The organism is Actinoplanes sp. CA-131856 (assembly GCF_050956135.1).
Lineage (GTDB): Bacteria > Actinomycetota > Actinomycetes > Mycobacteriales > Micromonosporaceae > Actinoplanes.
In genome coordinates this window covers 10,307,128-10,332,677 of record NZ_CP191849.1, presented here as the reverse complement: position 1 = coordinate 10,332,677, position 25,550 = coordinate 10,307,128, and the positions used below count along the sequence as shown (strand labels likewise).

The window sequence follows — 25,550 nt, the reverse complement described above, 5'->3', positions numbered from 1 at the left end:
ATGCCGCCCCCGCCGCGAGACTGTCGTACCGGCGGGGTGTACTGAGCAGATGTCACCTCTCGCGGACCTCCCGGAGCTGCCGCGCCGGCTCGCCGCCGCCGACCCAGGATGGAGCGAGACCACCGACGTGCTGGTCGTCGGCTCCGGCGTCGCCGGCCTGACCGCCGCCCTCCACCTGCGCGAGCAGGGCCTGCACGTCACCGTCGTCACCAAGGTCAACATCGATGACGGCTCCACCCGCTGGGCCCAGGGCGGCATCGCCGCGGTCCTCGACCCGCTCGACACCCCGGCCGCGCACGCCAACGACACCGAGATCGCCGGCGTCGGCCTCTGCGACCCGGCCGCCGTGCGGGTGCTGGTCGAGGAGGGCCCGGTCCGGGTCCGCGAGCTGATCCGCCTGGGCGCCGCCTTCGACCGCAACGCCGACGGCTCGCTCATGCTGACCCGCGAGGGCGGCCACCGCGCCGACCGCATCGTGCACGCCGGCGGCGACGCCACCGGCGCCGAGGTGCAGCGGGCCCTGCACGAGGCCGTGCACCGCGACCCGTGGATCCGGCTGGTCGAGCACGCGCTCGTCCTCGACCTGCTGCGCGCGGCCGACGGCCGCGCCTGTGGCATCACCCTGCACGTGCTCGGCGAGGGCAGCGAGGACGGCGTCGGCGCCATCCTGGCCCGCGCGGTGGTGCTGGCCACCGGCGGCATGGGCCAGATCTACTCGTCCACCACCAACCCGTCGGTCTCCACCGGCGACGGCGTGGCCCTGGCGCTGCGCGCGGGCGCGGTCGTGACCGACGTCGAGTTCGTCCAGTTCCACCCGACGTCGTTCGTCACGGCCGACCTCAGCTCGGTGCAGCGCCCGCTGATCTCCGAGGCGCTGCGCGGCGAGGGCGCCCACCTGGTCGACGAGTCCGGCAAGCGCTTCATGGTCGGTCAGCACGAGCTGGCCGAGCTGGCCCCGCGCGACGTGGTGGCCAAGGGCATCCACCGGGTCCTGCGGGCCACCGGCGCCGATCACGTCTATCTGGACGCCCGCCACCTCGGCGACGACTTCCTGGAACACCGGTTCCCGACCATCGTGGCCTCGACCCGGGCCGCCGGGGTCGACCCGGCGACCGAGCTGATCCCGGTCGCGCCGGCCGCACACTACGCCTCGGGCGGCGTCCGGACCGACCTGGCCGGCCGCACCAGCATCCCGGGCCTCTACGCGTGCGGCGAGGTTGCTTGCACCGGCGTGCACGGCGCCAACCGGCTGGCCAGCAACTCGCTGCTGGAGGGCCTGGTCTTCGCCCGCCGCATCGCCGACGACATCGCCCGCGACCTGCCCGAGCAGGCCGAGCCGGTCACCGCCCCGGCCGCCGCCGCGGGCTGGGTGGCCGATCCGGCGATCCGCTCCGAGCTGCAGCGGGCCATGACCCGCGGCGCCGGTGTGCTGCGCTCGGCCGACTCGCTCACGGCCACCGCCAAGGAGCTGTCCCGCCTGGCCGAGCAGCGCGCCACCCCGCACAACGCCGCCTGGGAGGCCACCAACCTCCTGACGGTGGCGACGGTGCTGGTCGCCGCCGCCCGCACCCGCCGCGAGACGCGGGGCTGCCACTGGCGCGAGGACCACCCGGTGGCCGAGGACGAGTGGCGCGGCCACCTGCTGCACACTCTCGACGGCAAGGCTCACCTCACCCAGGACTTCGAGGAGATGGCATGACGGGGCTCGATCTGGCCGACGTGGAGCGGGTCGTCTACACCGCGCTGGCCGAGGACCTCGGCGATCCGCCGCGCGACGTGACCAGCGAGGCCACCATCCCCGGCGGCCAGGTGGACACCGCCGAGCTGGTCGCCCGGGCCGACGGCGTCGTCGCCGGCCTGCCGGTGGCGGCCCAGGTCTTCGCCGTCACCTCGGGCGGCACGGCCACCTTCGAGCAGCGCGTCGAGGAGGGCGCCCGGGTCACCCGCGGCGACGTCCTGGCCGTGATCACCGGCCCCACCCGGTCCCTGCTGACCGCCGAGCGCACCGCCCTCAACCTGATCAGCCGCATGTCCGGCGTGGCCACACACACCCGCCGCTGGGCCGACCTCCTCGAGGGCACCAAGGCCACCGTGCTCGACACCCGCAAGACCACGCCGGGGCTGCGGGCCCTGGAGAAGTACGCCGTCCGAGTCGGCGGGGGCACCAACAAGCGCATGGGCCTGTACGACGTCGCGATGATCAAGGACAACCACAAGCTCGCGGCCGGCAGCATCACCGCCGCCTACGACGCGGTCCGGGCGACGTTCCCCGACGTGGCGGTCCAGGTCGAGGTCACCACATTGGCCGAGGCCCTGGAGGCGGTCGAGGCCGGCGCCACCTTCCTGCTCTGCGACAACATGACGCCCGAGCTGCTGCGATCGGTCGTCGAAGCGGTCGGCGACCGGGCCGAGCTCGAGGCCACCGGCAACCTGACGCTGGAGACCGCCGGGGCGTACGCGGCCACGGGTGTCGACTATCTCTCGGTGGGTGGCCTGACCCACTCGTCGCCCATCCTCGACATCGCCATGGACCTGCGACCATGAAGGCCGACAGCCGACTTCGGAAGGGACCGCGCCGTGCTGCTCTGCATTGACATCGGTAATACGAACACGGTGCTGGCGACCTTCGACGGCGACAAGCTCGTGCACAACTGGCGGATCAAGACCGACGCCCGCTCCACCGCGGACGAGCTCGGCCTGATGTTCCGCGGGCTGCTGGCCGGCGACGCCGTGGAGATCACCGGGGTGGCGGCCTGCTCGACCGTGCCGGCCGCCCTGCGCAGCCTGCGCACGATGCTCGCCCGCTACTACGGCGACCTGCCCAACGTGATCGTCGAGCCGGGGGTCAAGACCGGCGTCCAGCTGGCCATCGACAACCCCAAAGAGGTCGGCGCCGACCGGGTGGTGAACACGCTGGCCGCGCACGCGCTCTACGGCGGACCGTCGATCGTGGTCGACTTCGGCACCACCACCAACTTCGACGTGATCAGCGCCAAGGGTGAATTCCTGGGTGGCGCCTTCGCCCCCGGCATCGAGATCTCGTTCGACGCCCTGGCCGCGCGGGCCGCCCAGCTGCGCAAGGTCGAGCCGGCCAAACCCAAGTCGGTGATCGGCAAGAACACGGTCGAGTGCCTCCAGTCCGGCATGTACTTCGGCTTCGCCGGTCAGGTCGACGGCATCGTGTCCAAGATGATCGAGGAGATCGGCCCGGTCTCGGCCGTCATCGCCACCGGTGGCCTGGCCGGACTGGTCAAGGACGAGTGCCGGACGATCACCGCGTATGAGCCGATGATCACGCTGATCGGGCTGCGGATGGTATATGAGAGGAACGTCTGATCGCGGCTGAGTAGGCTTTCAGGGCCCATGTCAGCCCGTACAGAGAGTCGTGCCGTGACCGAGCAGAATGTGCCCGCAACTGACCCCGCCGAGGACCTACCCGAGCAGATGCGGGTCCGCCGGTCGAAGCGGGACCGCCTGCTCGCCGAGGGGATCGCGCCCTACCCGGTGACCGTGCCGCGCACGGCGACGCTCAAGGAACTCCGCGAGAAGTACACCGACCTGCCGATCGACCACGCCACCGGCGACCAGGTCTCGATCACCGGCCGGGTCATCTTCATCCGCAACGGCGGCAAGCTCTGCTTCGTCACCCTGCGCGACGGCGACGGGACCGAGCTCCAGGCCATGCTCTCCCTCGACAAGGTCGGCGAGGCCGCCCTGACCAGCTGGAAGCAGCTGGTCGACCTGGGCGACCTGGTCGGCGTCACCGGCGAGGTGATCACCAGCCGGCGCGGCGAGCTGTCCGTGCTCGCCGACACCTGGCAGATGAACGCCAAGGCGCTGCGCCCGCTCCCGGTCGCGCACAAGCCGCTCTCCGAGGAGACGCGGGTCCGCCAGCGCTATGTCGACCTGATCGTGCGGCCGCAGGCGCGCGAGACCGTGCGCACCCGCGCCACTGTCGTTCGCAGCCTTCGCGAGTCGCTGTTCCGCCGCGATTTCCTCGAGGTGGAAACGCCGATGTTGCAGTTGCTGCACGGCGGCGCCGCGGCCCGCCCATTTGTGACGCACAGCAACGCTCTGGACACTGATCTCTATCTGCGGATCGCGCCGGAACTGTTTTTGAAGCGGGCCGTCGTGGGCGGCATCGACCGTGTCTTCGAGATCAACCGGAACTTCCGCAATGAGGGTATGGACTCCACCCACTCGCCGGAGTTCGCGATGCTCGAGGCGTACCAGGCCTACGCCGACTACAACGTCATGCAGGCGCAGGTGCGCGAGTGGATTCAGGAAGCCGCGACTGCGGTCTCCGGATCGCATGTCGTGACCCACTTCGACGGCCGTGAGTTGGATCTCGGTGGCGAGTGGGCGACGGTCACCCTCTACGGTTCCCTCTCGGCCGCGCTCGGCGAAGAAGTCACGCCGGAGACCGATCTCGCGCAACTCCAGCGGTACGCCGAAAAGCACGACCTTTCCGTCGACCCGAAGTGGGGCCCGGGCAAGCTCGTCGAGGAGCTGTTCGAGCACCTGGTGCAGCACACGCTCCAGGAGCCGACATTTGTGCGGGATTATCCCGAAGAGACCGCTCCGCTCACCCGTGCACACCGGGAAACGCCGGGCCTCACGGAGAAGTGGGACCTCTACGTGATGGGCTTCGAGTTGGCCACCGCCTATTCCGAGCTGGTCGACCCGGTCGTCCAGCGTGATCGTCTGGTCGCGCAGTCGTTGCTCGCGGCCGGCGGCGATCCTGAGGCCATGCAGCTCGACGAGGATTTCCTCCGTGCCATGGAGTACGGAATGCCGCCGTCGGGCGGGATGGGAATGGGAATCGACCGGCTGTTGATGGCGCTCACCGGGCTGGGCATTCGGGAAACGATCCTCTTCCCGCTCGTGCGTCCTGAGTAAGACCGTCACCGAAATGTTCTGACCGCCATTGACGCGCCGCGCCGCCCTGGCGTTATTGTCTGTGCGTTGCTTTAAGGGGAGAACCTGTGCTCGGGAGGATAGCGGCGCGTGGCCAAGCAGATCATTCACAAGCTGGTCGATGACCTCAGCGGAGGTGACGCCGACGAGACCGTGAAGTTCGCGCTCGACGGCATTCAGTACGAGATCGATCTCTCGGAGAAGAACGCCGCCAAATTGCGGGAGGTCTTCGAGCCGTACGTGACGGCCGGTTCCAAGGTCGCCCGTGGCGGCGTGGTCGTCGGCGGCCGGGCCGCTCGCGGCCGTGGCGGCGCGACGGCCGACCGGGAGCAGAACAAGGCGATCCGGGACTGGGCCAAGAAGGCCGGCAAGGACATCTCCGACCGGGGCCGGATCCCCCAGGAGATCGTCGACGAGTTCCACTCGAAGGGCCCCGGGAGGGCCTGAGGGATCTTTGAAGAAGGCCCGCCGCGCAGCGCGGCGGGCCTTCTCGCACCCTCCACCCCACCCCGCGATCGCCGCCGGTGAGATGGCCCTCGGCTCTCCGGCGTCCGCCGGGCTTGCGGACGCCGGAGAGGCGCGGGCCATCTCACCGGTTACAAGGCGATCGCCCGCGGAGCGAAGCGGAGCCAGCCAGTTCAGTTTTTCGGTCGTTCTTCGGTGTGGGTGCGTAGGGTTATCCACAGGGAGGCGGGCGTTGTCCACAGGCTGTGGACAGAGGTTTTCCGGGGATTTCGCTGTCCGCGTAGACGTTCGGCTGGGGGAACAGCCGCTGAGCGTGCGAAGTTGGCTAAATCAACGTTGCGGACGGTTTCAAGGGACCGCGAGGACCCAGCAAGACCACCCGGCGGCGATAGAGTAGTAACAGCACGGGCATCACCGATGCCGGTGCGCTGGCCCCGCCAGCTGTTGAGACCAGTTCAGCATTGGCGCACGGCACGTGAGGAGCACGAGGGCATGTTCGAGCGGTTCACCGACCGAGCGCGACGGGTTGTCGTCCTGGCCCAAGAAGAGGCCCGGATGCTCAACCACAACTACATCGGGACCGAGCACATCCTGCTCGGCCTGATCCACGAGGGCGAGGGCGTCGCCGCCAAGGCTCTGGAGAGCCTGGGCATCTCCCTGGAGGGAGTGCGGCAGCAGGTCGAGGAGATCATCGGCCAGGGTCAGCAGGCGCCGAGCGGGCACATCCCGTTCACGCCCCGCGCCAAGAAGGTTCTCGAGCTGTCGCTGCGTGAGGCGCTCCAGCTCGGCCACAACTACATCGGCACCGAGCACATCCTGCTCGGCCTGATCCGCGAGGGTGAGGGCGTCGCCGCCCAGGTGCTGGTCAAGCTCGGCGCCGACCTCAACCGGGTCCGCCAGCAGGTCATCCAGCTGCTCTCGGGATATCAGGGCAAGGAGCCGGCCGCGGCCGGCGCGGCGGCGGGCGAGGCCGCGCCGTCGACCAGCCTGGTGCTCGACCAGTTCGGGCGCAACCTGACCCAGGCCGCCCGCGAGGGCAAGCTCGACCCGGTCATCGGGCGCGAGAAAGAGATCGAGCGGGTCATGCAGGTGCTGTCCCGCCGCACCAAGAACAACCCGGTGCTGATCGGCGAGCCCGGCGTCGGCAAGACCGCCGTCGTCGAGGGGCTGTCGCAGTCCATCGTCAAGGGTGAGGTGCCCGAGACGCTGAAGGACAAGCAGCTCTACACGCTCGACCTCGGCGCGCTGGTCGCCGGTTCCCGCTACCGCGGTGACTTCGAGGAGCGCCTCAAGAAGGTGCTCAAGGAGATCCGCACCCGCGGCGACATCATCCTGTTCATCGACGAGATCCACACCCTGGTGGGTGCGGGTGCCGCCGAGGGCGCGATCGACGCGGCGAGCATCCTCAAGCCGATGCTGGCCCGTGGCGAGCTCCAGACCATCGGCGCCACCACCCTGGACGAGTACCGCAAGCACCTGGAGAAGGACGCCGCTCTCGAGCGCCGCTTCCAGCCCATCCAGGTCGGTGAGCCGTCCCTGGCCCACACCATCGAGATCCTCAAGGGCCTCCGCGACCGGTACGAGGCGCACCACCGGATCAGCATCACCGACGCCGCCCTCGTGGCCGCCGCGACGCTGGCCGACCGGTACATCTCGGACCGCTTCCTGCCGGACAAGGCGATCGACCTGATCGACGAGGCCGGTGCCCGCATGCGCATCCGCCGGATGACCGCGCCGCCGGACCTCCGTGACTTCGACGAGCGCATCGCCCAGGTGCGGCGCGACAAGGAGTCCGCGATCGACGCGCAGGACTTCGAGCGGGCCGCCCAGCTGCGCGACAAGGAGAAGCAGCTGCTGGGCCAGAAGGCGCAGCGGGAGAAGGAGTGGAAGGCCGGCGACCTCGACGTCGTGTCCGAGGTCGACGACGAGCAGATCGCCGAGGTCCTGGGCAACTGGACCGGCATCCCGGTCTACAAGCTCACCGAGGAGGAGACCTCCCGGCTGCTGCGCATGGAGGACGAGCTCCACAAGCGCGTCATCGGCCAGGAGGACGCGGTCAAGGCCGTCTCCAAGGCGATCCGCCGCACCCGTGCCGGCCTGAAGGACCCGAAGCGCCCGTCCGGCTCGTTCATCTTCGCCGGCCCGTCCGGTGTCGGTAAGACCGAGCTGTCCAAGGCGCTGGCCGAGTTCCTGTTCGGCTCCGAGGACGCGCTGATCCAGCTCGACATGTCGGAGTTCCACGACCGGTACACGGTGTCCCGCCTCGTCGGTGCCCCTCCCGGCTACGTCGGTTACGACGAGGGTGGCCAGCTGACCGAGAAGGTGCGGCGCAAGCCGTTCTCGGTGGTCCTGTTCGACGAGATCGAAAAGGCTCACCCGGACGTCTTCAACACGCTCCTGCAGATCCTGGAGGACGGTCGCCTGACCGACGGTCAGGGCCGCATCGTCGACTTCAAGAACACGGTCATCATCCTGACCACCAACCTGGGCACGCGTGACGTGGCCAAGGCGGTGTCGCTGGGCTTCCAGGCCTCCGAGGCCGAGGAGTCCAACTACGAGCGGATGAAGGTCAAGGTCAACGACGAGCTGAAGCAGCACTTCCGCCCGGAGTTCCTCAACCGTATCGACGACACGATCGTGTTCCACCAGCTGCGCCAGAACGAGATCCTCGAGATCGTCGACATCTTCACCTCGCGCATCGAGACCCAGCTCAAGAACAAGGACATGGGTCTCGAGCTGACCGACAACGCGAAGAAGTACCTGGCGAAGAAGGGCTTCGACCCGGTGCTGGGCGCCCGGCCGCTGCGCCGCACGATCCAGCGCGACCTGGAGGACACGCTCTCCGAGCAGATCCTGTTCAACGAGCTGCGCCCCGGCCAGATCGTCGTGGTCGACTGCGAGGGCGACCCGGAGAACGTCGAGCAGTCCAAGCTGGTCTTCCGTGGCGCCGACCGTGGCGTCTCGGTCCCCGACGCGGTGCCCGCCGACCTCGGCGCCACCGCCACCGAGGAGTAGGAACCGGCTGACACTCACAACGGCCCGGCTGCGAACAGCAGCCGGGCCGTTGCGTATATCGGTCGCCTTCCGGTCCGGTGGCGATCACCATGACGATCGTGAGGTACCGAGAAGTCAGGGCGGTCTACGACGACACCGCCATCACGGTCTACCAGGCGTACGGGGCACCGATCGCCGCCGCCGCGCTCGGCGCCGGGCGGTTCGTGCCGCCGTTCAAGCGCGAGCGGATGACCTGGATCAAGCCGTCGTTCCTGTGGATGATGTACCGCTGCGGCTGGGCCGCGAAGCCGGGCCAGGAGCGGGTGCTCGCCGTATCGATCCGGCGGGACGGCTTCGAGTGGGCGCTGCGCCGGGCCGTGCTGAGCCACTACGACCGCGACCTGCACACCGACCGTGCGCAGTGGAGCCAGGACCTCCAGCGCAGCCCGGTGCGGGTGCAGTGGGATCCGGAGCGCTCGCTGCGGTTGGGGGAGCTGCCGTACCGCTCGTTGCAGGTCGGTCTCTCCGGTGAGGCCGTGGACCGATATGTGGACGAGTGGACCGTCGCGATCACCGAGGTGACCGATCGGGCCCGGGAGATCCGGCGGCGGCTGAACGACGGCGATGAGGCGGGTGCCATCGCGCTGCTACCGGAGGAGCGGATCTATCCGCTACCCGCGGACGTCGCCGAGCGGGTCGGGGCGGGGTAGCGCACGCCGGGCCGGTTGGGGGGCCTTCCCGGCCCGGCGCGCGCGGGATCAGGTGATCGGGCCGGCCCCGCCCGACGGGACGCCGAACGCGGGTGTGCCGTCGGCGTTCCAGTTCAGGCGCTGGATGCGGGTGTGGCGGTTGGGGTCGTACAGCGGATCGCCCGTGATGTCGCGGTAGTCGCGGGCGTGGTAGACCAGCACGTCGGTCACGCCGTCCTCGGCGACCGTGAACGAGTTGTGGCCCGGCCCGTACTGCGAGGTCGCCGGGTTCGAGACGAAGACCGGGTCCGGTGTCTTCACCCACGACGCCCGGTTGAGCAGGTCGGCGTTGGCCGGCGCCGTGAGCAGGCCCATGCAGTAGCGGGCGTCGGTGGCGCTGGCCGAGAAGCTCAGGAAGACGCGGCCGTTGCGGATGATCACGGCCGGGCCCTCGTTGACCCGGTAGCCCTGAATCTCCCAGGGACGGGTCGGCGTGGTGATGCGGGTCGGCTTCGTCGCGAGCGTCCACGGGTTGCTCATCCGGGCGATGTAGAGGCTCGTGTTGACCGCGATCTCCGGTTCGCTCTGCGCCCACACCAGATAGCGGCTCCCCCGATGGGTGAAGGTCGTCGCGTCGAGCGTGAACCCGTCCCACTCGGTGCGCAGCTTCGTCTTGAGCTGCCAGCCGCTCGCATCCAGCGGGTCGGCCAGCGGCGACTCCAGAACGTAGGTGCGGATCCGGAACACGTCGTCGGAGTCACCGGCCGCGAAGTAGATGTACCAGCGGCCGTTGATCCGGTGCAGCTCCGGCGCCCAGATGTGCCCGGCCATGGTGCCGCTGGCCGGCCGGCGCCAGACCACGGTCTCGGCCGCTGTCGACAAACCGGTCAAAGTGGATGCGCCGCGCAGGGCGATCCGGTCGTACTCCGGCACCGAGCCGGTGAAGTAGTACTTCCCGTTCGTCCGCGGGGTGATGAACGGATCGGCCCGCTGCGTGATCAGCGGTGCGGCCGGCGCGGCGGCCGACGCCGCCGAGGCCGACGACAGCCCGGCCAGGGTGGCCAGCCCGAGCGATCCGGTGAGCAGTGCTCGTCGGGACGTCATGCGGTCCTCCTCAGGCGCAGGAACGTGATCGAGTTGGCCGGGAACTCCCGGGTGAAGGTGGAGCCGAGCCCGCGGACCGTCGAGGTCACCGGCTGGATCGGCTCGGCGCTGCGGGTGTTCTGCTCACCCGGGTCGCCGGCCAGCACGGTCATCCGCCCGGTCGGGGCGACGCGGATGCCGTCCAGGTCGACCTTCGTCAGCGCCGGCTTGTCCTGCGCGTTCACCACCTTGACGATCAGATCGCGTCCGTCCTCGGTGATGACCTGAGCGAACGGCTCGGTGACCTTGTTGTCGTCGAAGGTGCCCCACACCTCGCCGTCGCGGATCAGTGTCACCTTCGTACCGCGTACCTGGATAGTCAGGTCGTAGGTCTGTCCCGTGACCACCGTGTCCGGCCTGGTCAGCAGCTGCTCCTTGGCGTCGGCGCTGCCGGACGCCTTCTCGATCGCGCCCTGCGTGTTGTTCCAGCCGCCCAGGTTCCACCAGTACCAGTTGTCGGAGTCCTTGATCCCGAACGGGATGAGGAAGCCCTCGGCGCCGGCGGTCTTCGTCGCCTTCAGCGTGATGTCGTAGTCGGTGGCCGTGATGTCGGTGGCCGCGGCCACCATCGTGTTGGTGGCGGCGGTGTCCGACTGGACGTACGCGCCGTCCTGCACCGCCCACGTGCCCCGGTTGCTCAGTGACGTCCAGCCGTCCGCGTTCCCGTCGGCGAAGTCGTCGCTGAACAGCACCGTGCCGTCGGTGCCGGTGACCTTGACGTCGTCGTAACGGGCGGCGGTGGCCCAGGTGGACAGTCCGACCCGCCCGGCGATCGGCTTGGGCTGTACGACGGCGCCCGTGACCGACGAGGGCACCACCCGGTCGCCGACGTTGTTCATGAACAGCTTCTGGGTCTGGTAACTCGTGGTGCCCCACGACTCATCGGCGTCGAACCAGATGAGGTCGGGTCGCCACTGCGTGTGGTCGATGTTGGCCAGTAGCGGCGCGTACGACGCCATTTTGACCACGTCGGCGTTGCGCTCGAGACCGGTCATGTACGCGGCCTCGGCCAGCGAGTTGGCGAACTTGGCGTCTTGCGACGCGTACTCACCGAGGAAGACCTTCGGCCCGGTGCGGTCGTAGGCGTCGTAGCGGGCGTTGTTCTGGAGGAACCAGGACGGGCTGTTGTAGTAGTGCTCGTCGACCATGTCGGACTTCGCCTCGCGGTTGAGCTGCCACAACCGGTCGAAGGTGGCTCCCTGGTCGTCGGGCCCCGAGTTTCCGATGATCATGATCCGGGGGTACGCAGCCTTGATCGCGTCCCGGAATTTCAGATAGTTGGCGAAGTACGCGTCCGGCAGGTTCTCCTCGTTGCCGACCGCGATCATGCTGAGCCCGAACGGCTTCGGGTGGCCCATCTGCGCTCGGAGCTTGCCCCACGTCGAGGTGACCGGCCCGTTGGCGAACTCGATCAGGTCGAGGGTGTCCTGGATGTGCCGCTGGAGCAGGGCCGGGTCGTCGGTGGCGCGGTTCTGCCCGCAACCGGTGACCAGCGCCGGCACGACCGGCAGGGGAGCGGCGCCGATGTCCTCGGCGAACTGGAAGTACTCGTAGTAGCCCAGGCCGTAGCTCTGGTTGTAGCCCCAGAAGTTGGCGTTGGTGGCGCGGGTCTCGACCGGGCCGACCGTGTCCTTCCACTGATAGGAGCGGGCGCGCGGATATCCGGAGGCGGCGTCGTAGCCGTACATGCTGCCGGTGTTGACCAGGCATCCGCCTGGGAAGCGGACGAAGCCCGGGTTCAGCGCGTCGATCTTGGTGGCCAGGTCGGTGCGCAGGCCGTGGTTCTTGAACGTCTTGCGCGGGAAGAGCGAGACCATGTCCAGTTTGACCGGTCCGGCGCTGTGCACCTTCAGCGTTGCCGCGTCGGTGGTCGTTGTCGCCCTGATGGCCCCGCTGTATTTGGTCCAACCACCACTTCGGACATTTACGATTTGCCGTGCGTCGCCCACGGTTATGGTCAAGCGCGTAGCGCCTTCCGACCGTGCCCAAACGGAGAAATCGTAATAGTCGCCCTTGGTGCTGGCGAATGGCGTACTCGCCACGGCGCCATTTAAATCGAGATATGTCCGGTTGCGCTCATTGAGTCTGGCCGCGTCATCGACCGCGGCGGCGGTTCCGCTGACGGTCCATCCGGTCAGCCCGTTGTAGGCCGCGTTGTCGGCGGGGGAGAACTCGAACGACCGGTTCCGGATGAGCTCGGCGTAGAGGCCGCCGTCCGCGGCCCAGTTGATGTCCTCGAAGAAGACCCCGTACATCGAGTCGCTGATCTCGGCGCCCCGGGCCGAGGAGTCGACGGTGATCGTGTAGTCGGGGGAGACGGCCGGCGGCGCCCCCACGAGCGGCAGTGCCGCCAGCGCGACGAGCGCGCCGGCGAACAGGCGTGGCATAGACGGTCCTCTCTGTTCACGTAAACAGCGTGGCACCCGAAAGACCTTGACGAGTATCTATGTGAACGTTAACCCTAGCGGTAACACAACCGAAATGTCAGGAGCCCCGGAGCATGAGATTCAAGAGCCTGATCGCCCTCGCCGCGGTGACCGCGGTACTGGTCGCGGCCGAGCCCGCCCTCGCCTATCCCGGGCCCGGTGTCGTCACCGGCAGCGTCAACGTCCACGACCCGGGCATGATCAAGAAGCCGGACGGGACCTATCTGATAGCCCACACCGGCAACAACATCTCGCTCAAGACCTCGACTGACCGCACCGCGTTCCGCGACGCCGGGGTCGCCTTTCCCAACGGCGCGTCGTGGACCACCACGTACACCGGCGGCAGCGCCAACCTGTGGGCGCCCGACGTGTCGTACCGCAACGGCCGTTATTACATGTACTACTCGGCCTCGACCTTCGGCTCGAACCGCTCGGCGATCTTCCTGGCCACCAGCACGACCGGCGCCGCCGGCTCCTGGACCAACCAGGGCCTGGTGATCGAGTCACGCACCACCGACAACTACAACGCGATCGACCCCAACCTCTACGTCGACCCGTCCGGACGCTGGTGGCTGTCGTTCGGCTCGTTCTGGAGCGGCATCAAGCAGGTGCAGCTGAACGCCTCCACCGGCAAGCGGCTCGACAGCACCATCCGCTCCCTGGCCGGGCGGGGCGGCGGCGCGATCGAGGCCCCGTTCCTCTACCGGCACGGCTCGTACTACTACCTGGTCGTCTCGTTCGACATCTGCTGCCGGGGCGCCGCCAGCACCTATCGCATCATGGTCGGCCGCTCCACCAGCCCGACCGGTCCGTTCGTCGACCGCAACGGCACCGCCATGACCAGCGGCGGCGGCACCGAGATCCTGGCCGGGCAGGGCAGCATCCACGGACCCGGCGGCCAGTCCGTCTTCACCGACACCGACGCCGACGTCCTGGCCTACCACTACTACGCCGACAACGGCGCCGCCCGCCTGGGGATCAACCTGCTGGCGTACGACTCCGCGGGCTGGCCTTACGTCTACTAGATCCGGCGGTCAGGCCACCCGGCGTCCGGTTGGACGACCAGAAGCGCCATCACGAGATGCCAAGCCGTCACCGCGCACAGCACCGCGACGTCGCCGGACGAGAGGAGCCAGGCCAGCGACGCGGCCGGCAGCACGAAGACGGCCAGGGCCGACAGCCGGAACCGGAACCACCGCTGCTCCTGACAGATCCGGAGGACCATCAGCGCGGCGGCCGCGAGCGCCAGAAGGGCGACATGCAACGGCAGTCCCCACGCGATGCTCACCGCGACCGCCGCGACGATGTCCGGCTGCCCGCCGGACGCCGCGACGATGTCCGGCAGGCCGCCGGACGCCGCGAGGGCGGCCATCGCTCCCACGTCCAGCGCGGCGTAGAGCGCGAGGTGCAGCGTCACCCAGACCCAGGGCGGCGCCTCCGCCACCAGCCGCCGGGGAGGACACCGGTGAATCAGGGCGAGCGACGTCATGGCCTCACCGTAGGCCAGCGGCGCCGCATGCGCAGACCCCTTTCGCCGGGCCTGCGGCGCGCTTCACAGGGGAACGTGCGGCGTGCTTCGGAGGGGCTTGCGGCGGGCTCGCAGGGCTTGCGGCGTGCTTCGCAGGGCTTGCGGCGCGCGTCACAGGGCCTGCGGCGCGGGCGAAGGCGCGTCTCCGGCCAGCACGAACGACCCGGTGCCGAAAGGCTCGACCAAGCCGTCGTCGACCAGGCCGGACAGCGCCCGCGCCCGCTGCACCTCGTCGGTCCAGACCAGATCGAGGCGCTGCCTCGGCACCGGGCCGGTCGCGTGGCGCAGGACCTCGAGGAGCAGGCCGCGCACCTGGCGGTCCGTGCCGGCGTACGTCTGCCGTTTGCGGCTCGGCCCCTCCAGCGCGGGAGAGCCGTCGAGCCGCCATGCGCAAATCTTCTCGAACGGGCACGACGGGCAGCGCGGGGAACGGGCCGTGCAGACGATCGCGCCCAGCTCCATGAAGGCGATGCTCGCCCGGGCCGCCTTGGCGACATCCGAAGGCAGCAACTCCTCCATCGCGGCCAGATCGGCCGCCGTCGTGGCCGGGCCGGCGTCCGGCTTGCCCTCGACCGCGCGGGAGACGACCCGGCGGACGTTGGTGTCGACCACCGGGTGGCGCTGGCCGTAGGCGAAGGTCGCGACCGCCCGGCCGGTGTAGGTGCCGACCCCGGGCAGGGCCAGCAGCTGATCGAGATCGGACGGCACGTCACCGCCATGTCGTTCGACCATCGCCACCGCGCACGCGTGCAACCGCATGGCCCGGCGGGGATAGCCGAGCCGGCCCCACATGCGGATCGCCTCCGACGGCGGATCGGCGGCGAGCGCGGCCGGTGTGGGCCAGCGGTTCATCCAGGCGTGCCAGGCCGGCTCGACCCGGACCACGGGGGTCTGCTGGAGCATCACTTCGCTGACCAGCACCCCCCACGGGGTCGTGTCGGGCTGCCGCCAGGGCAGATCGCGGGCATGGGCGTCGTACCAGGCGATGGCGTCTTCGGCGAGAGTCATGGCAGGTCTTACTGTAGGTGAGTGCATGAGCTGGCCATCACCGTGATCGGGCCGGACCGTCCCGGCATCGTCGCCGACGTGTCCGAGGCGCTCGCCGCGGTCGGCGCCAACCTGACCGACTCCACCATGACCCGCCTGCGCGGGCACTTCACGATGACGCTGATCTGCACCGGCCCGGCCCCGGCCGAGGCCGAGGCGGCGCTCGGCGGGCTTTCCGGTCTGGTCACCCAGGTGCGTTCGGTCTCCCCGGAGTCGTACGGGGTGAAGGACGGCGAACCGTGGGTGGTGAGCGTCCACGGCGCCGACCGGCTCGGCATCGTCGCCGCCGTGACGCGGGTCGTGGCCGCGGCCGGCGGGAACATCACCGACCTGTCGACCCGCCTCCTCGGCGCCCTGTACGTGCTGGTGGCCGAGGTCGACCTGCCGCGCGCGGCCGGCGACGAGCTGGCCGAGCAGCTGGCCGTGGCCGCCGCCGAGCTGGGCGTCGACGTGACATTGCGCCAGGCCGAGCCGGAGATCCTGTGATCTCTTGGGACGGCCCCGAGGGCCGCGTGCTGCCCGTCGTCACGGCGCCCGCGCCCGTGCTGAGCGCGGTCGGCGAGGAGGTCGATCCGCTGAGCCCGGCGACCGTGCGGCTGGCCGCCGACCTCGTCGCCACCATGCGGGTGTCGCCCGGCTGTGTCGGGCTGGCCGCGCCCCAGGTCGGCGTCGGCGCCCAGATCTTCTGCGTCGACGTGACCGGCCATCCGAAGGCGTCCACCGTCCACGGCACGTTCGTCCTCTGCAATGCCAAGGTCATCGAGGCCAGCCGCTGGAAGGCCGGCCGTGAGGGCTGCATGTCGGTGCCCGACCTGACCGGTGACGTGAAGCGGGCGGGCCGGGTCGTCGTCTCGGCGGTGCTGCCCGGCAGCGGCGAGCCGGTGACCGTCACCACCGACGCGTTCGAGGCGCGGGCGCTGCAACACGAGATCGACCATTGCGACGGGAAGCTTTTTCTCGATCGGGTCGCCGGGGCGCACGCCATCTACCAGCGCAAGGTCTATCTCTAACGACAAAGTGGTGAGTCGGTGTCGCATAACCCGGCGCGTCGTGGCCTTCGTCGGTGCCGTCCGGGTTTACGGTGACCCCACTATGCGATCGACGGTTGGTCCCCTTCCTTCCGCCGTCTACTGGCGGCGTCGTGCGGTCGTGCTGGGCGCTGTCCTGCTCGGCATCATCGTGCTGTTCGTTTCCTGCTCCGGCAACGACGACAAGGACAACCCGAAGGGCAGCTCGTCGTCGCAGCTTCCGACGCCGGCGCCGGCGTCCTCGCCGACCACCGAGCCGTCGTTCCTCGACGGCGCCACGGGCGGCGGCCCGTCCCTGCCGGACCCGGGTGACGTCGAGTCGCAGCAGCCGGGGCAGCAGCCCACCGCCACCGCCACCGGCCCGACGCTGCCGGCGAACACGGCGGCCACCAATGGCGCCAACGGCGGCCAGAACGCGAACGTCAACGCCCCGGCCGGCGGAGGCTGCACGGACGCCGAGATGCAGGTGACCCCGGTGCCGGCGCAGACGCAGCTGAAGCGGGGCAACGCCGTTCAGATAGAGCTCAAGATAAAGAACATCGGCACCCGCACCTGCTCGCGCGACGTCGGCGCCGACCCGCAGGAGCTCTACATCGACTCGGGCGCGCAGAAGTACTGGTCGTCGGACACGTGCAGCAGCGCCAAGGGCAGCGATGTCCGTCAGCTGACCGCGGGCCAGGAGCTCAACTACAAGGTGACCTGGAACGGCCGCCAGTCGAGCAGCTGCACCAACGGCGCCGCCTCGGGCCCGAACCCGCCGCCCGGCACGTTCGAGCTCCGCGGCCGTCTCGGCACCCTGGTCAGCCAGCCGGTGACGTTGACCATCGTGTCCTAAGTGGTAGCTGCCTTAGAGCTTTATCTGGACGTCGACGCGACCAGACGGGTACGGACTTTGTGGCGCGCCCTCGAGGAAGAGGGCGTGCCCACTATGGCGTCGCTGCTGAACGACAAGCACCGCCCACACGTCTCGCTGGCCGCCGCGCGGACGCTGCCGCCGTCGGCCGTGGTCGCGGCCCTGTCGGACATGACGGTGGCCCGCCCGCTGACCTTGCACCTCGATTTCGTCGGCCAGTTCGTGGGCCGGGTGCTGTGGTTGGGCGTGACACCGACCGCCGAGCTGCTGGACCACCATCGCGAGGTCCACGATCGTCTGGCCGCGGCCGGCGTGGAGACGTGGGACCTTTACCGTCCCGGCAAGTGGGTCCCCCACTGCACGGTCTCGATGCGCGTCCCCAACCCGGTGATGGCTCCCGCCATCCGCCGCTGCCTGGAGATGCTGCCCGTGACCGCCACGGTCACCGGCGCTTCGGTCACCGACCACGCGAACGGCATCGCCGAGCCACTGCCCTGACCCGATCGCTGCCCGCGAGGCCGCGCGCGGCGGGGGTTGGCGCGGGGGTGGGGCCGGCGAGGGTGGCGTGGCTGCCGCGAGGAGGACGCGGGGATCAGGTGGGCGCGGGTCAGACGTAGCGTTCGAGGATCGACGCCTCGGCCAGGCGGGACAGGCCCTCGCGGACGCCCCGGGCCCGGGCGTCGCCGACCCCGTCGACGGCCTGGAGGTCTTCGACCGTGGCGCCCAGGAGGCGCTGGAGGCTGCCGAAGTGGTCGACCAGGCGGTCGACGATCTGGGTGGGCAGGCGGGGGACCTTGGCCAGCAGGCGGAAGCCCCGGGGGGAGACCGCCGCGTCCAGCGCGTCGGAGGCGCCCGGATAGCCGATCGCCTTGGCCACCGCGACCAGGTCGATCATCTCGGTGGCCGTGAGGAGGTCGAGCTCGACCAGCGCCTCGTCCAGCGTGCGGGCCTTGCGGCCGCTCGGCAGGTAGTCGCGGATGACCAGGGTGCGGTCGGAGTCGACGCCGGCCATCAGCTCGTCGAGCTGGAGGGCCAGGAGGCGGCCGTCGGTGCCGAGCTCGACCACGTAGCCCGAGATCTCGTCGGCGATGCGGCGGACCATCTCGAGGCGCTGCACGACCGCCACCGCGTCACGCACCGTGACCAGGTCTTCGATCTCCAGCGCGGACAGCGTGCCCGAGACCTCGTCGAGGCGGAGCTTGTAGCGCTCCAGGGTCGCCAGGGCCTGGTTGGCCCGCGACAGGATGGCCGCCGAGTCGTCGAGGACGTGGCGCTGGCCGTTCACATACAGCCCGATGATGCGCATCGACTGGCTCACCGAGATGACCGGGAAGCCGGACTGCTTGGCCACACGCTCGGCCGTCCGGTGCCTCGTGCCGGACTCCTCGGACGGGATGGACGGGTCGGGCATCAGGTGGACGGCGGCCCGCACGATGCGGGTGCCGTCGCTGGAGAGCACGACCGCGCCGTCCATCTTGCACAGCTCGCGCAGGCGGGTGGCCGAGAACTCGACGTCGAGCGGGAAGCCGCCGGTGCAGATCGTCTCGACGACGGCGTCGTAGCCGAGGACGATCAGCGCGCCGGTGCGGCCGCGCAGGATGCGCTCGAGGCCGTCGCGCAGGGCCGTGCCGGGCGCCATCAGCGCCAGATTGGCGCGGAGCGGATCGGCGGTCACGCCGCCGCCGGTGAGGCCGGTGCTGGGAGTGGTCGCCGCACGATGGGCCGAACCGTTCACGCCTGGTCGTGGCGACGGAGAGGCGGCGGCGGGCTTGGAACCATCGCGGTCGAGCGGCACCTGTACATTCTACGGACCCTCTTCCACGTCAACGAGGCGTGGTTCGATGAATCACCGACGGTCACCACCGTGGGCGGCCGAGGCCCGGGCCGCGGACTGCAGCGCGGAGCGCAGGTCGGCCACCTCGATGACCTCCATGCCCTTCAGCGAGCCGCTGCTCTCGGGGGCGCAGCCGGGCGGCACGAGCGCCACCTTGAAGCCGAGCCGGGACGCCTCGGCCAGGCGCCGGCCGACCGCGCCGACCCGCCTGATCTCGCCGGTCAGGCCCACCTCGCCGATCGCCACCAGGTGGGGCGCCATGGCCAGGTCGAGCCCGCCGGAGGCGACGGCCAGGGCCATGGCCAGGTCGGCCGACGGCTCGGTGAGCCGGATGCCGCCCACTGTCGCGGCGAAGACCTCGCGGTTGTAGAGCTTGAGCTGCTTGGTGCGGCGCTCGAGCACGGCCAGCACCATGGCCAGCCGGGCGCTGTCGAGGCCCGACACCGTACGCCTCGGCGAGCCCTGCACCTCGGCCCCGATCAGCGCCTGCACCTCGGTGACCAGGGCACGGCGGCCCTCCATGGCCACTGTCACGCAGGTGCCGGGCACGGGCTCGGCATAGCGCGTGAGGAACAGGCCGGACGGGTCGGGGAGGCTGGCGATGCCGCCCTCGTGCATCTCGAAGCAGCCGACCTCGTCGGCGGCGCCGAAGCGGTTCTTGACGCCGCGCACCAGGCGCAGCGACGAATGCTTGTCGCCCTCGAAGTGGAGCACCACGTCGACCAGGTGCTCCAGCACGCGGGGGCCGGCCACCTGGCCGTCCTTGGTGACGTGGCCGACCAGGACGGTGGCGATGCCGCGCTCCTTGGCCACGCCGACCAGGGCGGCGGTGACCGCGCGGACCTGGGTGACACCGCCGGGGACGCCCTCGGTGCCGGGGGCGGAGATGGTCTGCACCGAGTCGAGCACGAGCAGGCCGGGCTTGACCGCGTCGAGGTGGCCCATGACCGCGGACAGGTCGCTCTCGGAGGCCAGGTAGAGCTTCTCGTGCAGGGCGCCGAGCCGCTCGGCCCGCAGGCGGACCTGGCTGACCGATTCCTCGCCACTGACCACGAGGGACGCGGAGCCCGAGTGGGCGGCCCACTGCTGGGCCACGTCGAGCAGCAGTGTGGACTTGCCCACACCGGGCTCGCCGGCCAGCAGCACCACCGCGCCCGGGACCAGGCCGCCGCCGAGCACCCGGTCGAGCTCGCCGACATTGGTCGGCACGGCCTTGGCCGGCGCGGCGCTGATCTGGGCGATGGGACGGGCCGGCTCGGCCGGCATGCGCGAGCTGACCACCCGGCCGGCGCCGAGCGGCGTGGTCACCGTGGACTCGATGACCGAGCCCCACTCGCCGCACTCGGGGCACCGGCCGAGCCATTTCGGTGGCTGGTGCCCACAGGCGTCACAGACGAAGGCCGGGCGAGCGGCCTTGGCCGAGCGGGTCGAAGAAGAAGTCACCCCGACAAGTTAGCCGCCGGGTATGACATTTACTCCTCGGTGTTCTCGTGCTCGTCGACCGCCGGGCCCCGCGAGGCCGGCGACAGCGGCACCTGGAACGGGGCCTCGACCTGAAGCGGCTGCGAGACGCCGCTGACCTCGAAGGTCAGGGCCAGCGAGGTGCCCGGGGCGAGCTTGCCGGACAGGCCGAGGGCCAGCACCTTCTGCTCGTCCTCGGGGAGGAAGGTGGCGCTGCTCAGCGCGGGGATGGTGATCTGGGCCGGCTCGACCTGCGGCTGCGCGGGCTCGCTGGGCGCGCTCGGCACGGTGCCGGACGCGGGCGACGGGGCGCTGGCGTCGGCCGAGGGGACACCACCGGGCTGCTCGTCCTGCGACGCGCGGCTGCCCGAGGGCTCCGGGTTGGGCGCGGGCGAGGCCGCGGCGGCGCCGCCGGTCAGGCCGATCTGCTGCGCCGACACGACGTTGTTGGTCGAGCCCTGCTGCTGCGGCGCGCTGCTGATCGAGACCTGGATCGACGAGGTGGTGGTGTTGTAGAGACTCAGCTCGAGCTGAGCGCTCTCACCGGCCGCGTAACCCTCGGGGCTGTTGTAGACCACCTGGAGATTGCGGATCTCGAGGCGCCCGTCGGGGCTCTGCGTGTTGAGGCCCGAGATGGGCGTCTTCAGAATGGCGGTCTCGGCGACCTGGCCGGCCGAGCAGCCGGTCAGCGCCATCACGGCGACCGTGGCGACACCCGCGGCCAGTGCGACGCGGCGGGTTCCCAGCGAGCGCATCACGATCCTCCAAGAAAAGAACACCAAAGGGCGTAAGCCCCAGCCTAGAGGTCGGCGATCGGCCACGTGCGCCGACCCGTCCATTCACACCACCCGGCCGCTGAAGATCAGCAGCAGGACGTCGATCAGGGCGACCACGATGACCGCCCGGAACATCGCCACCGCCCGTCCCGAGGCGCGCGTCATGGCGTACCACCCAAGCGGCAGGACCACGACGGAAGCGCAGGCCGCCGCCCAGCCCGCCCACGACGGAGGCCCGGCGGGCCCGAAGACCAGCGTGAGGGTCGCGGCGAGAAGAAGCACCGCGGCCGCGACCGCCGATCCGGTGGCGCCTAGCACATGTGGCAGTCCTCGCACCCCGGTTTCCGCGTCGTCGGCGAGATCGGGCAGCACATTGGCGAAATGCGCGCCGCCGCCGAGCAGCGCCCCCGCCGCCACGAGCCAGGCCGGCGGCGCCGGATGGCCCGGCAGCGCGACCACCACGAAGGCCGGCAGCAGCCCGAACGCCACCAGATAGGGCACCACCGAGAACACCGTGGACTTCAGCGGCCAGTCGTAGAGCAGCGCGAACACGCCGACCAGCGAGATGAGGACCGTCGGCCACAGCCCGAACGGCAGGCCCAGGAGAGGGATGGCCAGAGAGGCGATCAAACCCGCGGTTCCGACCGTACGGCGACTCACCGCCCCCGACGCCACGGGTTTGTCCCCGCGGCCGGCGCGGCGGTCACGGTCGGCGTCGAGCCAGTCGTTGACCCAGCCGACGGAGAGCTGGGTGGCGCCGACCGCGAGGAAGACGCCGAGGATGGCCCACCCCCGATGACCGGCCCCGATCGCCAGCAGGGTCATGGCCACGGTGACCGCCCCGCCCGGTTCCGGATGGGACGACTTGATCAACGCGAGGGCGCGGGACATGAAAGCAGTGTGGTGGTTGTGCCCGATGCGTGCCACGCTCGATCACATGCCGTCGATGCCGCGTAACGATCCGCGTCAGTACGACGACCTCGCCGGCGAGTGGTGGCGCCCCGGCGGAGGCTTCGAACTCCTGCACTGGCTGGCGGCGGCCCGGGCCGATCTGATCCCGCCCGCCGTCTCGCCCGGCGCCGTCCTGGTCGACGCGGGCTGCGGTGGCGGACTGCTCGCGCCCCACCTGGCCGGCAAGGGATATCGCCACGTCGGCGTCGACCTGCGCGGCTCCGGCCTGGCCCACGCGGCCCAGCGCGGGGTGACGCCGGTGCGCGGCGACGTGCTGGCCCTGCCCCTGGCCACCGGCTCGGCCGACGTGGTGGCCGCCGGCGAGATCCTCGAGCACGTCACCGACCTGCCGGCCGCCGTGGCCGAGCTGTCGAGGGTGCTGCGGCCGGGCGGCCTGCTGGTGCTGGACACGGTCAACTCCGGGGCGCTCAGCCGCTTCGTGACGGTCACCCTGGGCGAGTGGATCGGGGTGGCCCCGGTCGGGCTGCACGATCCCGCCCTCTTCGTCGATCCGGGCCGGCTCACCGCCGAGTTCGCCCTTCATGGCGTACGCCTCGAGGTGCGCGGCCTGCGCCCCAGCGCGGCCGGGCTGTTCCGCTGGCTGGCCCTGGGCCAGGGCGCGGGCGGCCGGATCGTTCCCACCCGCTCGACCGCCGTGCTCTATCAGGGGCGCGGCCGCAAGGAGGCCACCCGATGATCGAAGAGGCCCGGCGGCTGGCGCCCCGGTTCGCGGCCCGCGCGGCCGAGCACGACCGCGACGGCTCCTTCCCCGCCGACGACTTCGCCGACCTGCGCGACGCCGGGTTCTTCGGCCTGATGACGCCGAAGCGGCTGGGCGGCGCCGGGGCGAGCTTCGCCGACTACGCGGCGGTCGCCTACGAGCTGGCCCGCGGCAACGGCGCGACCGCCCTGATCTTCAACATGCACGCCTCGGTCACCGGCGCCCTGGCCGGGGTGAGCGACGAGCTGGCCGAGGCCCTGGGGCTGGCCGACGAGGCGCTGCGGGCCCGCGACGAGCATCTGCGGGCGGCCGCCGACGGCTCCTGGTACGCGGTGGCCATGAGCGAGCGCGGCGCCGGCTCCCGCCTCTCCAAGATCACCACGTCGTACGAGCACGTGGACGGCGGCTTCCACATCAAGGGCGCCAAGACCTTCTGCTCCGGCGCCGGGCACGCCGACGCCTATCTGGTCGCCGCCCGCAGCGCCGACGACCCCGACCAGGTCTCGCAGTTCCTGGTGCCGGCCGGCGACGGCCTGCGCGTCGAGCCGACGTGGGACGCCCTCGGCATGCGCGCGACCGGCTCCCACGACCTGCACGTCGACGTGACCGTCCCGTCCGGTGCGCTGCTCGGCGGCGTCGAGGGCCTGGCGCTGGTGATCGCCCAGCTCGCCCCGCACTGGATGGTGGCCAGCTACGCCGCCGTCTACGTGGGCGTGGCCCGGGCCGCCGTCGACGCCGCGGTCGAGCACGTCAACCAGCGCAAGCTCGGCCACCTGCCGGCCGTGCGGGCGCGGATCGGCCGGGCCGACGCCGCGGTCGCCGCGGCCCACCTGGCCGTGATGGAGGCCGCCCGCCGGGTCGACGAGCAGCCCGGCGAGGCCGAGACCACCCGCTGGGTGTGGCGGGCCAAGCTGCTGGCCGGCACGACCGCGGCCGAGGTGGCGGCGTCGATGCTCGAGGCGGCCGGCACGTCGGCCATGCGCCGCGGTCATCCGCTGGAGCGCCTCTACCGCGACGCCCGGGCCGGCTCGCTGCAACCGGCCACCAGCGACGTGTGCGCCGACTGGCTCGGCGTCGACGCGCTCGGCGGTGATCCCGACTCGGACGGATCCGCGCCACGTTGGTAGCGGCTTCTGCGGGGTAAGAGTGGCCTGGGGAGGCGTAAGTGAATAACGACGCGACCATCGCCGGGGTAGGAGTCGCTCTACCGCCGTCCGTGGTGCAGAACGATCTGTGGGACGGCTACTTCGCACGGCACTACCCACCCGAGCGGCGGGCGCTGGTCCGGCGGATCTTCGAGAACTCCGGGGTGCGTACCCGGCAGGCCGCGGTGAGCCCGCTGCTCGAGGATGTCTCCGACTGGTCCACCGAGCGGCGGATGCGCCGCTATCAGGTCGAGGCGATACCGCTCGGCAAGGAGGCGGTGGGCCGGGCCCTGACCGACGCCGGGATCGTCGCCGACGAGCTCGGGCTCTTCGCGGTGTGCTCGTGCACCGGATACGCGACGCCCGGGCTGGACATCCTGCTCGCCCGCGATCTCGGCATGTCGCCGAGCGTGCGACGGCTCTTCGTCGGGCACATGGGCTGCTACGCGGCGCTGCCCGGGCTGGGCTCGGTGGCCGACTACGTGGTCGCCCAGGGCAAGCCGGCCCTGCTGCTCTGCGCGGAGCTGACCAGCCTTCACCTCCAACCGGCGGCGGCGCGGGTGGACATGCAGCAGATCGTGTCGCACGCGCTTTTCGCGGATGCGGCGGCCGCCGTCGTGGTCACTCCGGGTTCCCAGGGGTACGCCGTACGGGAGGTCGCCGCCGTCACGGACTCCACGACGGCCGATCACATGACGTGGGAGGTGACCGATCTCGGGTTCCGGATGGGGCTGTCCCCGCGCGTGCCGGCGGTCCTGAAGCTGCACGTCCGCGAGCTGGTCGACAGCATGCTGGCCCGGCACGGGCTGAGGGTGGCCGACGTGGACGGCTGGGCGGTCCACCCCGGCGGCCCCAAGATCCTGAACGTGGTGCAGGAACAGCTGGGGCTCGCCGACGAGGCCATGGCGCCGTCGCGGGAGGTGCTGGCGACGTACGGAAACTGCTCCTCACCGACGGTCCTGCTCGTGCTGGACGCCCTGCGGCGCCGTCCGGCGCCGCCGCGACGGGTCGTGATGCTGGCCTTCGGGCCGGGTCTCACGCTCTACGGAACGCTGCTGGAGGCCTCTACAGTCACAGGGTGACGACCGATCGGCAGCGGGGCGTGGTGCTGTACTCGATGGCGGCGGTGCTGCTGGCCGGCGGCGCCGCGTGGTGGCTGGTGACCGCGCCGGACGACACACGGCCGACCAGCCAGGCCGAGCAGTGGCGGCGAACGGCCGAGCGGCTGCTGCCGGACGTCGGCACCCAGGAGGACGGCGCCACCATGACCCTCACCCCCGGGGCCGAGCAGCAGGTCTCCACGGAGGTGCCGTCGGGGCAGTACTCGGTGGCGATGGTCTGCGTGGGCGGGGTGGGCAGCACGGTGCGGGTGTCGCTCGACAACTCCGAGGGCGGTTTCGGCGATTTCAGCGGCATCGGCGGCGACTCGGGCCTCGGGATGAGCTGTGAGCAGGAGCGCTCGCCGGAGACCTTTCCGGTCCAGCTCTCGGACGCCCTGCGCATGACCGTGGCCGCCGGCCAGGACAGCGAGGTCGTCTTCCGCTACTCCCTGGTCCGCATCGGCTGACCCGC

General features: G+C 70.7%; 24 protein-coding genes and 1 pseudogene. 16 read left to right on the top strand and 9 right to left on the bottom strand.

The annotated features are described in order from the left end of the window. Positions 1-49: 49 nt before the first annotated feature. The 7 genes from ACQP2X_RS47625 to ACQP2X_RS47595 all read left to right on the top strand — a co-directional run bounded on the left by ACQP2X_RS47625 (position 50) and on the right by ACQP2X_RS47595 (position 9,086). Positions 50-1,699 (top strand): L-aspartate oxidase, encoded by a 1,650-nt coding sequence (locus ACQP2X_RS47625; protein WP_498692856.1) that lies wholly within the window; start codon positions 50-52, stop codon positions 1,697-1,699. Next, positions 1,696-2,544, top strand: a complete 849-nt coding sequence (gene nadC / locus ACQP2X_RS47620) for a carboxylating nicotinate-nucleotide diphosphorylase (protein WP_498692855.1) — start codon at positions 1,696-1,698, stop codon at positions 2,542-2,544. The genes ACQP2X_RS47625 and nadC overlap by 4 nt, the downstream gene beginning before the upstream one ends. A gap of 33 nt (positions 2,545-2,577) precedes the next feature. Then, a complete protein-coding gene (locus ACQP2X_RS47615; RefSeq protein ID WP_097317570.1) occupies positions 2,578-3,336 on the top strand; it encodes a type III pantothenate kinase in 759 nt (252 codons plus the stop codon). 54 nt (positions 3,337-3,390) lie between these two features. Further along, positions 3,391-4,899: a lysine--tRNA ligase gene (gene lysS, locus ACQP2X_RS47610; RefSeq protein ID WP_498692852.1), complete on the top strand. Its 1,509-nt coding sequence runs from the start codon at positions 3,391-3,393 to the stop codon at positions 4,897-4,899. Between the two features lie 108 nt (positions 4,900-5,007). Next, positions 5,008-5,364 (top strand): histone-like nucleoid-structuring protein Lsr2, encoded by a 357-nt coding sequence (locus ACQP2X_RS47605; protein ID WP_498692850.1) that lies wholly within the window; start codon positions 5,008-5,010, stop codon positions 5,362-5,364. A 510-nt stretch (positions 5,365-5,874) separates the two neighbouring features. Next, complete coding sequence (locus ACQP2X_RS47600) at positions 5,875-8,397, top strand: ATP-dependent Clp protease ATP-binding subunit (protein WP_498692848.1); 2,523 nt, start codon at positions 5,875-5,877, stop codon at positions 8,395-8,397. 89 nt (positions 8,398-8,486) lie between these two features. Further along, entirely contained in the window at positions 8,487-9,086 is a 600-nt protein-coding gene (locus ACQP2X_RS47595; RefSeq protein ID WP_498692847.1) for a DUF4291 domain-containing protein, read from the top strand. Between the two features lie 48 nt (positions 9,087-9,134). Here ACQP2X_RS47595 and ACQP2X_RS47590 read toward each other — a convergent pair whose 3' ends face one another. From ACQP2X_RS47590 to ACQP2X_RS47580, 3 genes and pseudogenes are all read right to left on the bottom strand, one after another. Beyond that, complete coding sequence (locus ACQP2X_RS47590; protein WP_498692846.1) at positions 9,135-10,169, bottom strand: glycoside hydrolase family 43 protein; 1,035 nt, start codon at positions 10,167-10,169, stop codon at positions 9,135-9,137. Further along, complete coding sequence (locus tag ACQP2X_RS47585) at positions 10,166-12,055, bottom strand: alpha-L-arabinofuranosidase family protein (protein WP_498701288.1); 1,890 nt, start codon at positions 12,053-12,055, stop codon at positions 10,166-10,168. The genes ACQP2X_RS47590 and ACQP2X_RS47585 overlap by 4 nt, the downstream gene beginning before the upstream one ends. A gap of 51 nt (positions 12,056-12,106) precedes the next feature. Beyond that, a pseudogene (locus tag ACQP2X_RS47580) lies at positions 12,107-12,463 on the bottom strand (alpha-L-arabinofuranosidase C-terminal domain-containing protein); the annotation flags it as partial. Positions 12,464-12,708: 245 nt separating this feature from the next. Here ACQP2X_RS47580 and ACQP2X_RS47575 point away from each other — a divergent pair. Then, complete coding sequence (locus ACQP2X_RS47575; RefSeq protein WP_498692843.1) at positions 12,709-13,659, top strand: arabinan endo-1,5-alpha-L-arabinosidase; 951 nt, start codon at positions 12,709-12,711, stop codon at positions 13,657-13,659. Here ACQP2X_RS47575 and ACQP2X_RS47570 read toward each other — a convergent pair. Both ACQP2X_RS47570 and ACQP2X_RS47565 read right to left on the bottom strand, forming a co-directional pair. After that, on the bottom strand, positions 13,656-14,123 hold the full coding sequence (locus ACQP2X_RS47570; protein WP_498692841.1) for a hypothetical protein: 468 nt from the start codon (positions 14,121-14,123) through the stop codon (positions 13,656-13,658). The two genes, ACQP2X_RS47575 and ACQP2X_RS47570, sit on opposite strands and share 4 nt — an antisense overlap. 150 nt (positions 14,124-14,273) lie before the next feature. Beyond that, entirely contained in the window at positions 14,274-15,170 is an 897-nt protein-coding gene (locus ACQP2X_RS47565; RefSeq protein WP_498692840.1) for an HhH-GPD family protein, read from the bottom strand. A gap of 21 nt (positions 15,171-15,191) precedes the next feature. Between ACQP2X_RS47565 and ACQP2X_RS47560 the strand changes: the two genes are divergently transcribed. From ACQP2X_RS47560 to ACQP2X_RS47545, 4 genes are all read left to right on the top strand, one after another. After that, positions 15,192-15,695 (top strand): glycine cleavage system transcriptional repressor, encoded by a 504-nt coding sequence (locus ACQP2X_RS47560; RefSeq protein ID WP_498692839.1) that lies wholly within the window; start codon positions 15,192-15,194, stop codon positions 15,693-15,695. Beyond that, a complete protein-coding gene (locus ACQP2X_RS47555; RefSeq protein ID WP_498692837.1) occupies positions 15,692-16,219 on the top strand; it encodes a peptide deformylase in 528 nt (175 codons plus the stop codon). The genes ACQP2X_RS47560 and ACQP2X_RS47555 overlap by 4 nt, the downstream gene beginning before the upstream one ends. An 82-nt stretch (positions 16,220-16,301) precedes the next feature. Beyond that, positions 16,302-17,072, top strand: coding sequence for an adhesin (locus ACQP2X_RS47550; protein WP_498692836.1), 771 nt, complete (start codon positions 16,302-16,304; stop codon positions 17,070-17,072). Continuing rightward, the gene (locus ACQP2X_RS47545; RefSeq protein WP_498692834.1) at positions 17,073-17,588 is read left to right on the top strand and encodes a 2'-5' RNA ligase family protein; all 516 of its coding nucleotides are present in this window, start codon (positions 17,073-17,075) and stop codon (positions 17,586-17,588) included. 109 nt (positions 17,589-17,697) lie between these two features. Here the strand turns inward: ACQP2X_RS47545 and disA are convergent, their stop codons facing one another. The 4 genes from disA to ACQP2X_RS47525 form a co-directional block, all read right to left on the bottom strand. Beyond that, positions 17,698-18,885 (bottom strand): DNA integrity scanning diadenylate cyclase DisA, encoded by a 1,188-nt coding sequence (disA, locus tag ACQP2X_RS47540; protein ID WP_498692832.1) that lies wholly within the window; start codon positions 18,883-18,885, stop codon positions 17,698-17,700. A gap of 51 nt (positions 18,886-18,936) precedes the next feature. After that, positions 18,937-20,367: a DNA repair protein RadA gene (radA, locus tag ACQP2X_RS47535; RefSeq protein ID WP_498692829.1), complete on the bottom strand. Its 1,431-nt coding sequence runs from the start codon at positions 20,365-20,367 to the stop codon at positions 18,937-18,939. Positions 20,368-20,396: 29 nt separating this feature from the next. After that, positions 20,397-21,140, bottom strand: coding sequence for a hypothetical protein (locus tag ACQP2X_RS47530; protein ID WP_498692827.1), 744 nt, complete (start codon positions 21,138-21,140; stop codon positions 20,397-20,399). A gap of 84 nt (positions 21,141-21,224) precedes the next feature. Further along, positions 21,225-22,052 (bottom strand): UbiA family prenyltransferase, encoded by an 828-nt coding sequence (locus tag ACQP2X_RS47525; protein ID WP_498692826.1) that lies wholly within the window; start codon positions 22,050-22,052, stop codon positions 21,225-21,227. Positions 22,053-22,098: 46 nt separating this feature from the next. Between ACQP2X_RS47525 and ACQP2X_RS47520 the strand changes: the two genes are divergently transcribed. The 4 genes from ACQP2X_RS47520 to ACQP2X_RS47505 are packed head-to-tail and all read left to right on the top strand — an operon-like array spanning position 22,099 to position 25,545. Further along, a complete protein-coding gene (locus ACQP2X_RS47520) occupies positions 22,099-22,809 on the top strand; it encodes a methyltransferase domain-containing protein (protein ID WP_498692825.1) in 711 nt (236 codons plus the stop codon). Next, on the top strand, positions 22,806-23,960 hold the full coding sequence (locus ACQP2X_RS47515) for an acyl-CoA dehydrogenase family protein (protein WP_498692823.1): 1,155 nt from the start codon (positions 22,806-22,808) through the stop codon (positions 23,958-23,960). The genes ACQP2X_RS47520 and ACQP2X_RS47515 overlap by 4 nt, the downstream gene beginning before the upstream one ends. Positions 23,961-23,998: 38 nt before the next feature. Continuing rightward, a complete protein-coding gene (locus ACQP2X_RS47510) occupies positions 23,999-25,060 on the top strand; it encodes a type III polyketide synthase (protein ID WP_498692822.1) in 1,062 nt (353 codons plus the stop codon). Next, positions 25,057-25,545: a DUF6023 family protein gene (locus ACQP2X_RS47505; protein WP_498692821.1), complete on the top strand. Its 489-nt coding sequence runs from the start codon at positions 25,057-25,059 to the stop codon at positions 25,543-25,545. The genes ACQP2X_RS47510 and ACQP2X_RS47505 overlap by 4 nt, the downstream gene beginning before the upstream one ends. Positions 25,546-25,550: the final 5 nt, after the last annotated feature.